The organism is Melghirimyces thermohalophilus (assembly GCF_900102685.1).
GTDB lineage: Bacteria > Bacillota > Bacilli > Thermoactinomycetales > DSM-45169 > Melghirimyces > Melghirimyces thermohalophilus.
Genome location: NZ_FMZA01000019.1, coordinates 59,014 through 72,770, shown reverse-complemented (window position 1 = coordinate 72,770; position 13,757 = coordinate 59,014). Strand labels below are relative to the sequence as shown.

The 13,757-nt window shown below is 48.1% G+C and carries 14 protein-coding genes; 1 reads left to right on the top strand and 13 read right to left on the bottom strand.

All coding sequences use genetic code 11. The annotated features are described in order from the left end of the window. Positions 1 to 207: 207 nt before the first annotated feature. From BLP91_RS13575 to BLP91_RS13540, 8 genes are all read right to left on the bottom strand, one after another. Positions 208 to 612: a hypothetical protein gene (locus BLP91_RS13575; RefSeq protein ID WP_091572175.1), complete on the bottom strand. Its 405-nt coding sequence runs from the start codon at positions 610 to 612 to the stop codon at positions 208 to 210. 20 nt (positions 613 to 632) lie between these two features. After that, positions 633 to 1,439 carry a hypothetical protein gene (locus tag BLP91_RS13570; RefSeq protein ID WP_091572173.1) on the bottom strand — a complete coding sequence of 269 codons (807 nt, stop codon included), beginning with the start codon at positions 1,437 to 1,439 and terminating at the stop codon, positions 633 to 635. A gap of 26 nt (positions 1,440 to 1,465) precedes the next feature. Continuing rightward, positions 1,466 to 2,539 (bottom strand): hypothetical protein, encoded by a 1,074-nt coding sequence (locus BLP91_RS13565; RefSeq protein ID WP_091572170.1) that lies wholly within the window; start codon positions 2,537 to 2,539, stop codon positions 1,466 to 1,468. A gap of 17 nt (positions 2,540 to 2,556) precedes the next feature. Beyond that, positions 2,557 to 3,882 (bottom strand): VWA domain-containing protein, encoded by a 1,326-nt coding sequence (locus BLP91_RS13560; protein ID WP_091572168.1) that lies wholly within the window; start codon positions 3,880 to 3,882, stop codon positions 2,557 to 2,559. 70 nt (positions 3,883 to 3,952) lie between these two features. Then, a complete protein-coding gene (locus tag BLP91_RS13555) occupies positions 3,953 to 4,510 on the bottom strand; it encodes a DUF4253 domain-containing protein (protein WP_091572165.1) in 558 nt (185 codons plus the stop codon). Positions 4,511 to 4,523: 13 nt separating this feature from the next. Beyond that, positions 4,524 to 5,189 carry a DUF4272 domain-containing protein gene (locus BLP91_RS13550; RefSeq protein ID WP_091572163.1) on the bottom strand — a complete coding sequence of 222 codons (666 nt, stop codon included), beginning with the start codon at positions 5,187 to 5,189 and terminating at the stop codon, positions 4,524 to 4,526. A 36-nt stretch (positions 5,190 to 5,225) separates the two neighbouring features. Continuing rightward, positions 5,226 to 5,648 carry a DUF350 domain-containing protein gene (locus BLP91_RS13545; protein ID WP_091572160.1) on the bottom strand — a complete coding sequence of 141 codons (423 nt, stop codon included), beginning with the start codon at positions 5,646 to 5,648 and terminating at the stop codon, positions 5,226 to 5,228. Between the two features lie 12 nt (positions 5,649 to 5,660). Next, entirely contained in the window at positions 5,661 to 6,308 is a 648-nt protein-coding gene (locus BLP91_RS13540) for a DUF4247 domain-containing protein (protein ID WP_091572158.1), read from the bottom strand. A gap of 102 nt (positions 6,309 to 6,410) precedes the next feature. Here BLP91_RS13540 and BLP91_RS13535 point away from each other — a divergent pair, with 102 nt between their 5' ends. Beyond that, on the top strand, positions 6,411 to 7,754 hold the full coding sequence (locus BLP91_RS13535) for a VWA domain-containing protein (RefSeq protein ID WP_091572155.1): 1,344 nt from the start codon (positions 6,411 to 6,413) through the stop codon (positions 7,752 to 7,754). Positions 7,755 to 8,035: 281 nt separating this feature from the next. Here the strand turns inward: BLP91_RS13535 and BLP91_RS13530 are convergent, their stop codons facing one another. The 5 genes from BLP91_RS13530 to lysS all read right to left on the bottom strand — a co-directional run bounded on the left by BLP91_RS13530 (position 8,036) and on the right by lysS (position 13,663). Continuing rightward, complete coding sequence (locus BLP91_RS13530) at positions 8,036 to 9,373, bottom strand: VWA domain-containing protein (RefSeq protein ID WP_091572152.1); 1,338 nt, start codon at positions 9,371 to 9,373, stop codon at positions 8,036 to 8,038. A gap of 90 nt (positions 9,374 to 9,463) precedes the next feature. Beyond that, the gene (locus BLP91_RS13525; RefSeq protein WP_091572150.1) at positions 9,464 to 9,736 is read right to left on the bottom strand and encodes a hypothetical protein; all 273 of its coding nucleotides are present in this window, start codon (positions 9,734 to 9,736) and stop codon (positions 9,464 to 9,466) included. 173 nt (positions 9,737 to 9,909) lie between these two features. After that, positions 9,910 to 11,247, bottom strand: coding sequence for a VWA domain-containing protein (locus BLP91_RS13520; protein ID WP_143003557.1), 1,338 nt, complete (start codon positions 11,245 to 11,247; stop codon positions 9,910 to 9,912). Between the two features lie 5 nt (positions 11,248 to 11,252). Continuing rightward, on the bottom strand, positions 11,253 to 12,005 hold the full coding sequence (locus BLP91_RS13515) for a hypothetical protein (RefSeq protein ID WP_091572144.1): 753 nt from the start codon (positions 12,003 to 12,005) through the stop codon (positions 11,253 to 11,255). Between the two features lie 167 nt (positions 12,006 to 12,172). After that, a complete protein-coding gene (gene lysS, locus BLP91_RS13510) occupies positions 12,173 to 13,663 on the bottom strand; it encodes a lysine--tRNA ligase (RefSeq protein ID WP_091572142.1) in 1,491 nt (496 codons plus the stop codon). Between the last annotated feature and the right edge of the window lie 94 nt (positions 13,664 to 13,757).

Below are 13,757 nucleotides of genomic sequence, written 5' to 3'. Positions count from 1 at the left end.
AGGATGGAGAAAAGAAGGGAATTGGTAATTATGACGGACACGTTCAAGATCAGATAAAACCCGGTAACTAAATAGAGTACAAAAAGGACTGCAAAACTGGTGATCAACCCAAGAACGGCAAACACAAACAACAAACCGAGCAATTTAAAAAAATGAGAGGACCCAAATGCAAAAGATTGTTTGACCCCCTGCAACCATGTTTTACCGTCAATGATAGCTGCATAAGAAATTCCGAGAAACAGAAGGAACAAAACCAAACCGGGAATAATCAACAGTAGTGAACCAGTCACAATGAGAAATGAAACAAAAAAACTCATCACGTAAATGGAAAGCATCAGCCAATGTCTTTCCTAGCCGAATGTCCTCATTGCGTGCATATTGAAGAGCCATGCTGATAAAGGGGAGCTGAATTAAAAACAGAGCGATAAACATAAAGAAGGATTTGATCAATGCCGGCCAAAGGGGAATTCCCAACACCTGAAACGGCAGAGTCGTATAATTGACCGCCAATGTATAGACCATCTGGATGGGAACCACAAACAGAAGAATCACCAGGAAAACCTGCCAAACGTTCTCCCTAAACAACCGTAATGCATCTCTCACCGGGCCCATATTTTCACCTCTGTCATCTTCTACCGCGGATTTCTCAGATTTTTAATTAGATCCAAGACCTCTGGGTTTTCTTCGATCGGAACATCTTCAAATATCTCTTCGCTCAGTTCCTGCATCTCTTCATATTCCTTCGGATTCTTCTCTTTGGTATACATCATCTTCTGATAGGGTTTTAGCTGAAAATAATACCACCAGGCTTTCCAGTTGGTAATAGATTTGATGGAGGATAGATAATCCATCACCTTTTCTCTATCAGCAGCTGTTTTAAATTGAATATCAGTTTGCCAAAAACCGCTACGAGCCGTATCGACCTGATACCCTCTCATTTTTTTATAATCATCTTCAGTTACAATTTCACGTTTTCTCATCTCGACAGTTTCTTTGCCCGCCTGATTGACCGACCTCTCGATCACTTTCTGATGTTGAATAATCACATCAGGAACCTTTTGAAAGGATGTAAACGCCCACCTCACATCTTCCGGTCCACTTTCAATAAATTTTTCTACCTTGGATAGCAATCGTTTGAGGCGGGCATATTTCCGACCCATCCCCGACTTCCTCCATTTTTCACCAATAGTAGCCATTGCGTGAATGGATGCATTAAATCCATTAGCATAGCAAAACACCTTTTCTATACTATGAACAGGTGGGACCTCTCCATTCTCTTTAATAATCAACTCCTTTTGTGAAGGGTTATAGTGAAAGTAGTAGTACAGCTGTCCGTCAATAAAAAATTTCGCAGGGAAAACTTCCAGGTTCTCCCCCTTCTGCTCATACCTTTTTGCCACTTCAAAGATTTTCTGCGGCAGATTACTCAGCTTAATCATGTCCAATTCCTCCCGAGAGGAGATTCCTAACTAAACCATCCTTTGACAGTATCCACGGCTCCACTCACTCCATCTTTCACCGCACTGGCCGCTTTCTTCGTCGTTTTTACAGGATCTTTTACAAAGGATTTGACACCGTTCCCAGCCATTTTCAACGTATCTGTGACTGTGTTCCAATGTTTGATGCCTTTTGATACTGTCCAGATCGCTGCCCCTGCCACCGCTACCCCGGCTGCGACCGGTGCGCCAACTCCGGAGGCACTCAATACGACAGCTCCAGACATCATCATCTCACCGACATTGGCCCACCCGTCCGTACTACTGATGCCCTTATCACTAAAGTTTTGGATCGCTTCATAAGCGGAGATCCCCGTTTCAACAGCCGCCAAAACCGGAGCGGCTTTTCCGGCCATTTTCAGCGGACGGGCCACATAATCCCCGCCCACCTTTAGGGGTTTTGAAGCATTTTCCAAAAATCGTCCCCAATTAGAATAGCTAGAAACACTTCGACCAGCTACAGATGCCTGCCAAGCCGCTTTAATTTCCGACGGAGAGCGGACGAACTTTCCTACGTGTTTGGCGTTGTCGACTGATTGCCAAGCATCGAGGCCGATGGTGGTCCATTTACCGAGGAAATCGTTTCCGGCAAGCGCTCCGTTGGCCCCTCTCAACGCTTGGATAACTGCTGCTTGAGGATTAAACCTCGATATGTCAAAATCCACTTCACTTAGGCTGCCGATATTGCCTAAAAAGAGATCCTTTACGACGTATTTAAACGCTTTATACTCCGGTGATTGTACTACATTATCCGACTGCTGCCCTTCATCGCCGTTATCCCCTTGTTGGGAATCAGAACCGGAGTTCTCTTCCCCCTCACGCTTTCCCGGGTCTTCCGCTTGATAAGGATCGGGCTGTTGATACTCCGGCGCTTCATAGGGATCCGGCGGGATGTATGTATCATCAGGGGGTTCATATGGCGCCGGCGGCTCCCAATCCGCCAACGCCACCCCCACAAACGGGCTGCTTAAACTGATCGCATAAAAGATCAACAAGCTAAATGCAAAAAAACGAACAACCCGTCTATTATGGATCCACCTCATCTCTTCACCTCGAGCAATTATTCATTATATTGATCGGTCATGTTATCTTCCTGTTTATCAATTTTTTCTTTGGCTTTGCGTTCCATTTGTTTCAATTCCTCGCGAATTTCATTCTTTAAATCTACTGTTTCTTGATCAAATAACAAACTTCTGTCTATTATCTTATCCCACAATCCTTCCTCTGCTTTTATTTTATTTTTTTCTTTTAAATATTCATACGCGTCAATAAGCCGTTCTTTTTCTCTTGCTTTGACCTTTATAAGACCACCATCCCCGAAAACAATTTCATCTAGTTTTCTCTGCTTCTCAGCCCAATTGTGGAAAATTTCGTTTCGACTTTTCGTTCCCCACATACTCCATTCAAATTCTAACCGTTCTCTTTCAGCCTCCAGGTATTCTTTCAGATCGCTTTCGGAATAGACGGTCTTATAGGAGCCATCCGCTGCTTCCGCTACTTGCTTCAGCTGTTTCTGTCCGGCGTCATCCACATCGAAGCCGACAATATTGACCATCGGTTGGATATCGGATTTCTTTAAGGCTTGTGCCGCTTTCACTGGATCTCCGCCGCAAGTCTCTACTCCGTCGCTCACCACGTAGATCACATTGCGGGACTGTTTTTCTTTTACTTTGTTCAGGTCTTTGTGTGCCGATTGGATCGCCGAGGCTAAGGGAGTCCATCCTGTCGGCTGAAACTGGGACAGAGCCGATTCAAATTTCCCGCTGTCATAAGTGCTGAAGGGATATACCAATTCGTTGCTTTTGCAGGAGACTTCCTTATCTTTTTCTTGGTTGCTCCCCTTGTGCCCATAGACACGCAAAGAGACCTGGGCTCCTTTGGGAAGTTCCGACACAAATCCCCGGATCGCTTCCTTGGCCAGGTTCATCTTCATGCCGCCTTCCACCTGTCCGGCCATACTGCCGCTGGCATCCAGCAGAATTTCTACATTCATCTGTTCCAAGATGGGCAGTTCGCCAGCCTCCGGCGTCTTGACGTTAGACTGGATGGAGGTGTCAAAGGCTTGCAGCTTTTGATATAACGGCTGATAGTTTTCCCCCAGGAGATAAATCAAGTAATCATAGATTTTTTCCGTGCTCATGTCGTCCGGTATTCGGTCCAGGGCCTTTTCTACTTTTTCCTTGTCATAGTTATCCCCAGCGAATTTCCCCGGATTTTGCGTCATGATTCCTTCATAATCCTCTGGCGCATCAGGGATTTTCTGTTTCTTGGACTGCGCGGTCTCCTCTTTTTCCCCCGCTGATTGGCTCCCTTCTGAGCCGGAGTCAGAACACCCGGTCAGTATCAGCAACACACTAAACAAAACCGCCATCCATCGAAAATACATCCACCTTACCTCCTCATACAAGGGCTAGTCCATTTCTGAAACACTTCGGTTCAGGATCACGAGTCCATCATCAGTCCCACCACAGATAAACTTGTCTCATCACCTCTACAAAGGCTTCAAGATCTTCCATAGAACCTAAATTTTGATCCACCACATCCGGACAAAAATCGTACAGGTCCTCGCATAAACCGCTCAAATCGCCGATGTGGCCGTTTAGATCAAACCAAAGGGTATCGGATTCCGCTTGGAAAATTTGTATTTGTATCTGATGCTGCTCCTGAATCTCTTTCAATCGTTGGATCAAGTCCTCTGTCTCCATCCCGTAATTAAGCGCATCGGTGCGGGCGAGACGGAGGATGTCAAATTGGGAATCACCTTCTCCAATGACCAACTCCACACCGGAATGCCGCTCGTCCCCATACCACTTGGTCGTTCCCACAAACGTGACCAGGCCTTCACTTAACTCTGGTCGTATGTTTAGCACAAGGTTCCGCGCTTCTTCTTCGTCGTCGATGATGACGGAGAGGTTATTTTCGTCCTTTTGCCGTCCAAAATCGTAGGTTGAATAAAATCGAAGCTCTTTTCCGGTCACCCGGCTCAACAAGTTGCCAGCCTCTTTCATAGACATCCTGCATCGCTCCTTATTCAGTAAGTTCGTCCCATTGCAGCCCGTGGGTCAGCCACTCCAGTGCAACAAACCGTTCGTACACCGTGAAGGTCTCTATATCTTCCGGAATCTTTTCCCCTTCTTCTTGAATTGCCCACATCAATCGGTAAACCAGATCCGCTTCGTCCAAAATCTCCGAGACGGGACGTAGTTGCGCATTTTGAATAAATGGTTCCGTGGGGTCTCCTAAAGACGGCATGATGTGACCGATCCAGCTCGCATCACACTGACCCGTAGGCCATTCCAAACCTTCGATCTCTCCCATTGCCCATAGCAACGCCCACAGTGCTTCTGTCCGCCAAGTGATCCGATGGGATTGCATGGCCCGTAACTTCCACACTTTTTCCCCTTCATCCAAATCGGATACAGGGATTTCACAAATCTCTCGCTCTTTTGGACTGAGCGTGCTCCATAACCCTTCATTTTTTACCCAATCGACGATCTCTTCCGGTTTCTCATAAAAAATCACGCCCAGAAGGTTATATAGAGCGAAGGCCCGTTTGGCTACGTCCTGGGCCGTCTGAAACCGAAAGGCCGACTCGCTCTCTTCATACACTAAACGCGGATGCACAGGGACACCATTCGCCTTTAGTTTCGCTTCGGACCGCTGTTTTCGTTCCAGCATGACATCACTGATCAAAACATCCACTCCCTCTCATTTGAAAATTGATCCGACTCAAGTCAGACTCGTTCCGATAACGACAGCCAGACCGATGGACAAGAGAAAAGAAAACATACCAGCCGCCGTATTTCCTTTGCCGATCTCCGCATCCACGTGGTGGCGGGGCGTGACCCACTCCAGCACCTTATAGCCCAGCAGCAGGAGAAGGATGCCGATCCCACCCCAAAGGGCGGCCCACCACAAGCGGTCATTGGTCACGATCGCAAAGCCGAGAACGATCGCTGTCCCAACCACCTTGCCACCGGAAGCCAACGCTGCCGCCACGTTTTTCTTCTCAAAGATCTCCACTGTGTCATCATATTGAGTAACCTTAGAAAACAAATAATAGCCGATAAACATCTCCAACCCAGAAAGGGCCGTATACCCGAGAGTCAACACGATAGAACGCAACAGCGGGTATTGGTTGAAAAAGTCCACATAACTCCTCCTTTACTTTCCTGCACTGATGCCGCCGCCACGCGAACTGCGGGTGCCAGCCGAGCCATTCCGTATCGACGTGGTTGAGGACCGATTTTCTTCGATGTAGTAGGGGTATCGGGTATACTGACGGTCATTCCATTCAATGAACCCCGTGTAATAAGAGCGGAACTGGTTGAAGGCGGGCATATCAAGAGGTTCCTTCTCAAAGGCATTCGTTTTTACCATAAAGATTTCGGGATGATACTGCTCCTTCACAAAACGCATCGGCGCCACTTCCACCAGCACATCCGATTCATCATCCAGATCCCGATACACCGTCACCAGCTCCTCGGAAAAGACCAAAAGCTGCCGGTCGGGAAGACGGTTGGAGACGGCTTTCGGCTCTTGCAGCGAATGGAGATGTTTGACGATCGGGTCGAGTGTGGTGCCTTCTACCCGGTAAATATGGGCGGATTCTTCCTCATCGTAGGAATCGCCATTGGGCACTTCGGCGAAAAAATCGTATTTCGGGTTTTCGCTGTCCTTCATCGCCTCTTCCACCGGCCCCACTGCCTCCACCGTCATCTCCACAAACACAGCCAGTCCCACAACGATCAAAAGCGGTAGGAAGATGGAGGTGAGAACCCAGAAAGCTACTTTTTTTTCGGACTTATTCAAACATCCATCGCCTCCTTCACTGTAAAATTCGAATCTATTCTAACATTCTTTTGACAAAAGTATTTATAATAGCAATAAAGATATTTTAAGGAGGAGCAGTCATTGAGGCTTGTTCACGTTTTTTTAACGGTTTTAGCCATGGCGATCATCGGTACGGGTTGTAGTGAGACAAACGAGAGAGAAAAAAGCCAAAACGCTGAAGCAGAACAAACATCCAAGGAGGAAAAAACGGAAGAGACAACAACCGTTTCAAAAAGAGATTTGCCCGAGGAGCTTCAAGACATCCCCCTTCCTACCTCCGCAGGGAAGTATGCAGGGGATAAGTATGATGAGGAGAAAGTAGAAGCGGAATTGGATAAGATCCCGCAAGACGCTTCGGAGAAGGAAATCCAAAAGAAATTGCTGGCTTTGCTCGGAGAAAATTATCATCCCTACATCGATTTCTTTGAGTCCTTTGACACCGCGGTCAACGCCGGAGGCAATGAACCGGGTGGGGTAAAAGCTCCGAAACTCCCTGAAGAGAAAAAAGTGAACATCATGATTTTAGTCGATGCCAGCGGATCCATGGCCGGACGAGTGGACGGCGGGGTCAAGATGGACTTGGCGAAACAGGCGGTGAAAGATTTTGCCGGGAAAATGCCGGAAGGAGCCAACGTGTCGCTGACCGTTTACGGACATCAAGGCTCCAACCACCAAAAGGACAAAGCAAAAAGCTGTAAAAGCATTGAAGAAGTGTATCCCTTGGATACATATGACGAAGGCAAGTTCAACCAAGCTTTGGGTCAATTTCAAGCGACCGGCTGGACCCCGCTGGCTGGAGCGATGAAGAAAGCCAAACAGCAGTTGGAGGGCGAAAGCAAAGCGGAAAACATCGTGTATGTCGTTAGTGACGGGATCGAGACTTGTGGCGGGGACCCGGTTCAGGCGGCTAAAAACCTTCACACCTCTAACATCAACGCCGTAGTCAACATCATCGGCTTCGATATCGATGAAGGACAAAAAGCCTTAGAAGCTGCTGCCAAGGCGGGGGGTGGAGAATACAGTTCCGTCGATTCCAAAGTGGACCTGGAGGAGCACTTTGAGGACGAATACGACCGCCTCTGGGATGAGTGGGAAGAGTGGGGAAATAAGAATTGGGATAAAGCACAAAACATAGGGGACAAGAAGTGGGATGAGGTTAATGAAATAGGCGATAAAATGTGGGATTTAGCGCAAGAAGAAGGAGATCGAATTTGGGATGCTGCTACCTATTTATACTCGGAAAAGGATCTAGACCATGCAAAAGAAGTACGTAGTGCATTTTTTAAACGACAAAAAGCCCTTCGAAGCTATGCTTTTAATACACAAAAAGAACTGAGGAGCGAAGTATTCAGTAATCAGAGAAAAACTCAAAGCGATGTCTTTGATAAACAGCGTGAGGAACAAAGAAAAACACTGGATCACTAATGTAAAAACAACCCCGGTCGCTTAAAGACCGGGGTTTCATATGCCAATCATCCTGGTACCATTTTCGTCCCCACGACCGATAATGGCCATTGTTCCTGGATCCCCGGTTCCAAACTCTTTCAGAGAAACATTACAACTCCCTTTCAGCAGTAGATATATAAACTCTTCTCGGCTTTTGATTGGTCATCAATGATTCGCTTGTCCTCCACAGATGTAAACAAGTAAACAAAAATCCGGCCGTTTTTTAGCGACCGGATGAACTACACTTGATTTCATCGAAGTTATTGATATTTTTCGCGTGCTTCGTCCTCTCTTTTGTTAAGATCATCTTGAAGCCTGCTCTCATTCTCGTTCACTGCATCCGTTAATTCACTTTCTTTGGCATTGCTATAATCCTGTAATACAGATTCCCGCTCATTAATCCATTGGGAAACTCCTTCCACATTAATTTCATCATGATCATCCAGGTAGTCCAACGCGTCTTGCAAACGATCGTCTTCCTCATCGGCCAATCGAACCATTTTATCATCGGTCTCATCAATTACTTTAACTTTCTTGTCATCTAGTTTGTCAACTTTCCTCTGCTGTGTATCTTCCCATTGATCCCATTGTCTCCAAAGTCGATCGTACTCCTGATCCAGTTGCTCTTCCAGATCAGCGCCCGAATCTGCGGTCTGATAGGTCCCCCCTCCTGCCTCAGCAACGGACTTTAAAGCCTTCTGACCATCATCATCTACATCGAATCCAATGATGTTGACAACCGCTTTCATCTCGGACTGGTTGAGCTTTTCGGCAGCCGCCACAGGATCCCCGTCACAGGTTTCCACCCCGTCACTAACCACGTAAACGATATTTTGTACATTGGAACCTACATGGTTGCTCAATTCTTTCCGCGCTGCATTCATAGCTCGGGAAAGAGGGGTCCAGCCAGCGGGTTGAAACTTCTTCAATGCGGAATCGAACTTAGTCTTGTTGTATTCTCCCAGTGGATAAACGTTTTCAATGCTTTTACATGACATCTCTTTATCTTTTTGTTGATTAGAACCCTCATGTCCATACACCTGTAACGAGACATTAGCTCCCTCAGGCATTTTTGCAGCAAAATCCTGCACCGCTTTTTTGGCTTGATCCATCTTTACGCCACCCTCAACAGTTCCGGCCATACTCCCACTGGAATCCAAAAGAATCATCACATTCACTTCTTTTTCCTTCGGAAGTTTAATCGCTACTTCACCATCTGGCGCCTGTCCGACCACGTTTAGAGAGGTGTCAAAGGTCTCAAAAAACCGAATATATGATGTATAATCTTCTGCCAACAGTTCCAATAACTTTTGATAGTACTGCTCAGGCGTTAAATCTTTTGGAAACTGATCAATTTCCGCCTTGACCTTTTCTTCATCATAATTGTCACCCGCATATTTACCGGGACCTGCCAATACATGGTGCCCCTTTAGTTCCTTGGGGAGATCAACCTTATAGTCTGGTTTTTGCTCAGTCTCTTCCTGTGATTTCGTCTCTTTTTGCGGTTGGGCCTCTTTTGATGTTGTCTCTTCTGAACAACCAGCCAGAATCAGCATCGGAACCAGGATAAGTCCTATGTACTTCCGCCACAACCTCAACGATAAACACTCCTTTTATTACGGGATTAAAACATTTTTTATTTCACAAATGTTCCCGCCCCTAAGGTGCTGCGGGGTTCACTTTTGCTTTTAGTCAAAGTTTATGTCAATGTCTAGATCACCGGCATTTCCTTTATCCCCTGAACCTGCCGTATATGGGATGTGATCTGGTGCATCCACATCTGCCTTTGACCCCATGCGGTTCCACTTTTTCCATCCTTTCCGAGGACCATATCGGATGACACAATACAATAGCAAACAAGTGATTTTAAGAATGTTATAAAGCCAAATAAGTACTTTCCATAATCCAAAAAGCATCAACACTCCAAGTGGTATCACTATGATAAATCCGACTACTTCCATACTTATCCCTCCACCACCCCCAGCTCCACCAATCTGGAATCGCATGGCCTCCCAATAAAGTCCCCGTCATTAAAATAGACATTTGTGGAACTTCCTTCGTAAAAGGAGATTCCGATTAGCCTCATTCGACTGATGCATGCTGTGAAAGTTGGAAATCACATGGGATGATACAATCAATCGCTGATATTCTCTTCTACTTGCTCGCTCGCTTGTTCGATGGCTTGATCCAGTTGGTCGTTCATCTCTTTTTGCTTTTTCTCGCGGTAGTTTTTCAGCTCCGTGTGCCGTTTTTCCAGCAGCTTGTCTAGCTTTTTGGATTCTTCTTCGTTCAGTTTTCCCTGGTCCTCCAAGTATTGGGCGGCTTTCTCCAAGCGTTCCTGCTCCCGGTCATAACGGATGACCAGTGTTCCGCGCTGGGGATAAAGTTGGCTGACCAAGTCGTCAATTTTTTCTTGCATCGCCCTCTTATGAGCCATCATGTCAAAAGTGTGTCGGTTTCGGTAGTTGGTGGCGCGATGGGCATCCATCACTTTCTCCCGATTTTCCCGGAAGATCCGAAGGATGTCTTCTCCAGTTTTGACGCTTTCATAAAATCCGCCGCCGGCTTCCGCCACTTCCTTCAAAGCTTGACGGCTGGAAGCATCCATGTCAAAGCCGATGATGTTCACAACGGCTTCAATCTCGGATTTATGCAGTTTTTGCGCTTCCTTCACCGGATCGCCGCCACAGGTTTCCTTACCATCGCTCACCACATAGACGACATTTTTCACGTCTTTTCCGGTTTCTGAGGCCAGATCCTGTTTGGCGCCGTTCATCGCCTTAGCCAAGGGGGTCCACCCGGTGGGCTCCACCTGGTCCAGCGCTTTGGAAAAGGCATCTTTTTTGTAAGCGCCGTGGGGATAAATCACCTCCGCGCTGTCGCAGGAGACCGCCTTGTCTTTCTGGGCATTGCTCCCTTTGTGGCCGTAAACTCGGAGGGAGATCTTCGCATCCTTAGGAACATCGGAAACGAAGTCCTCAATCGCCTCTTTCGCCTCCTCCATCTTCACCTTCCCGTTCACTTTTCCAGCCATGCTACCGCTGGCATCCAGCAGAATCTCGATATGGAGCTGTTTCTTCTCCTTATCCCCGTCTGCCTGCTCCTTACCGTCTCCACCTTTCTTCTCAAAACCGTCCACCTGATAGGAGGGGTCGAAGTTCTCGATTTTCTTTGCCACCGATTGATAATCTTCGCCCACTTGGTTCACCAGATGGGTATAAGCTTCATCGGCCTTCATGTCATCGGGGAGCTGGTCCAATTCCTGATGCAGCTTGTCCATGCTGATCTCTTTTCCGGAAAAAGGACCCGGTTCTTGCTTCAGAATCCCCTCGATCTCCGTCGCTGCTTTTTTGTTTTTATCCTGACCCTCACTGGGATCCTCCGCTTGGGAAGAACAAGCGGTCAAGCTCAGGGCGACAATCAGAAGGAATGAAAGCCAATATTTCTTACACATCATTTGGTCTTCTTTCACCAACCTTATTCTCCATATTCAGAACCGAAACGTTCCATCAAAAAACGGATTTGTTCCGGGGAAAAGTCGTCGTCTTGTTTCATGGCGCTTTCATGCTCCACCCCTAGGACATGCTTGACTTGGAAGGGGACTTGGTTTTTTCTCGCAAGGGAATCTACTGCTCGGATGATTTCAAATTGGGTGGGATGCTCGGTAGCATCGGCATCGACGATCGCTTCCCACAGATCGTAAGTTTTCTCGCCGTGACGGATGATATATTGAGGTTCCACTTCCAGCTCCCTTCCCTCGTCATCATCTTCCTCGCTGTAGTAGTCGTAATCAAATTGAATGCGACTCTCCTCCCAGGGATAGAGCACCCGATCCCAACCCCAATACGGATCGTGCATAAACCCGCGCTCATCTGCCGCTACATAGTTTCCCAAAGTTAGCGGTAAGCAAAGGATAAAGAGGACAAGGGGGATCACCCCCAACAATAGCCACATCACCCAGTGTCCTTCCTGGTCCTCCTTTTTCCCATCCCTTTTCCTATTTCTCCAGTTGATAAAAATCAAATGGAAAAATCCAAACACCGTCAACATGATCCACACACACATCAAATAGATCATCGTATAGGAAGCCAATGTAGGAGCCCAGGACACGTCGCCGGGCTCCCGGGTGAGATACTCTTGAAAGGAGACGAATAAATCCACAAAAGGCACACTTAAAAGCAACCCGATCATGTAGTAAATGATCACTGGGATTCTCTTTAATTTGTTCAAAACATCACCCCTTCTCTCCAAATTTTGATAAAATCATAAACTTATATATGGACTTTATATAAAAATATTTCGATCGTCAATGGATCCTGCCTGGTGAGAAGGGTTCCTTCGACACAAAAACCCCCTTTCTCCCTCACATCGGGAAGAAGGGGGTTGTTCGATGAGCGTCATCCCTGGTCCCGCAGGGTGGGAAACAGCAGGACGTCACGGATGGAGGCGCTGTCGGTGAGGAGCATGACCAGGCGGTCGATGCCGATACCGAGGCCGCCGGTGGGAGGCATGCCGTATTCCAGGGCTTCCAGGAAGTCCTCGTCCATGGGATGGGCCTCGTCATTGCCCTGGGATTTTTCCCGCACCTGAGCTTCAAAGCGCTCCCGTTGGTCGACGGGGTCGTTCAGTTCGGTGAAGGCGTTGGCGTGTTCCCGGCCGACGATAAAGAGTTCGAAGCGGTCGGTGAAGCGAGGATCCTCCTCGTTTTTGCGGGCCAAGGGCGAGATCTCCAAGGGATGGCCGTAGACGAAAGTGGGCTGGATCAGCTTCTCTTCCACCTTTTGCTCAAAGAACTCGTTCAGGATGTGGCCAAAGGTCATGGCAGGTGTGATCTCCACTCCGTGTTCATCCGCCAGGCGACGGGCTTCCTCGTCGCTCATCTCCCGCCGGAAGTCGACACCGGTATGCTCCTTCACCAGGTCGGCCATATGTTTACGGGCCCAGGGTTGTCCCAGCTGGACGGTGTGTCCCGCATATTGGACGGTGTCGGTGCCGAGCACTTCCTGGGCGATATGGGTGATCAAGCTTTCGGTCAGGTCCATGATGTCGTGGAAATCGGCGTAAGCCTGATACAGCTCCAACATGGTAAACTCCGGGTTGTGCCGGGTCGAGATGCCTTCGTTCCGATACACCCGCCCGATCTCGTATACCCTCTCGATCCCGCCGACGATCAGCCGCTTCAGGTGAAGTTCGATGGCAATCCGCATATAGAGATCGATATCGAGGGCGTTGTGGTGGGTGATGAAGGGACGGGCCGCCGCACCGCCGGGAATGGTGTGCATGGTCGGCGTTTCCACCTCGAGAAAACCCTGTTCATCCAGATAGCGGCGCATGGCGCTGATGATGCGGCTCCGGGTGAGGAAAGTCTCCTTCACTTCCGGATTCATGATCAGATCCAGGTAGCGTTTCCGATAACGCAGCTCCACATCTTTCAACCCGTGGAATTTTTCCGGCAGGGGGCGCAGAGATTTGCTGAGGAAGGTGATCTCCGTCGCTTTGATGCTGGTCTCTCCCCGGTTGGTTTTGAAGACGGTGCCGGAGACGCCCAGCCAGTCGCCCAGATCGGCAGAGGTGAAGGTTTCATACTGCTCTTCCCCTACCTCATCCTTACGGACATAAATTTGGATGCGGCCGCTCTGATCCTGAAGGTGGGCGAAGGAGGCCTTCCCCTGTTTCCGCTTGGACATCAGCCGGCCGGCGATCACCGCTGGTTGGTTTTTCTCTTGGATCTCCTCTTTACTGAGGTGGTCAAAGGCGTCTAGAATCGCCTGGGCGGTATGCGTCCGCTCAAATTTGCGGCCGAAGGGATCGACCCCTTTCTCCCGCAGTTGATCCAATTTGTCACGGCGCACCTGCAACAGTTCGTTCAGCTCTTCTCCTTGTGTCATGTCTTCGATCACTCCTCAAAAATAGCGGGGGTGCTGCTTGATAAAATCGGGATGTACGTTCCGATTAGGCCCCTCAATAAAAAAGAAATTAGTG

What these genes read in the sequence shown, in the direction of transcription:
- BLP91_RS13560 (WP_091572168.1), bottom strand. Translation starts at nt 3,882, where the DNA reads ATGTATTTTCGATGGATGGCGGTTTTGTTTAGTGTGTTGCTGATACTG.
- BLP91_RS13565 (WP_091572170.1), bottom strand. Translation starts at nt 2,539, where the DNA reads ATGAGGTGGATCCATAATAGACGGGTTGTTCGTTTTTTTGCATTTAGC.
- BLP91_RS13570 (WP_091572173.1), bottom strand. Translation starts at nt 1,439, where the DNA reads ATGATTAAGCTGAGTAATCTGCCGCAGAAAATCTTTGAAGTGGCAAAA.
- BLP91_RS13575 (WP_091572175.1), bottom strand. Translation starts at nt 612, where the DNA reads ATGGGCCCGGTGAGAGATGCATTACGGTTGTTTAGGGAGAACGTTTGG.
- BLP91_RS13525 (WP_091572150.1), bottom strand. Translation starts at nt 9,736, where the DNA reads ATGGAAGTAGTCGGATTTATCATAGTGATACCACTTGGAGTGTTGATG.
- BLP91_RS13555 (WP_091572165.1), bottom strand. Translation starts at nt 4,510, where the DNA reads ATGTCTATGAAAGAGGCTGGCAACTTGTTGAGCCGGGTGACCGGAAAA.
- lysS (WP_091572142.1), bottom strand. Translation starts at nt 13,663, where the DNA reads ATGACACAAGGAGAAGAGCTGAACGAACTGTTGCAGGTGCGCCGTGAC.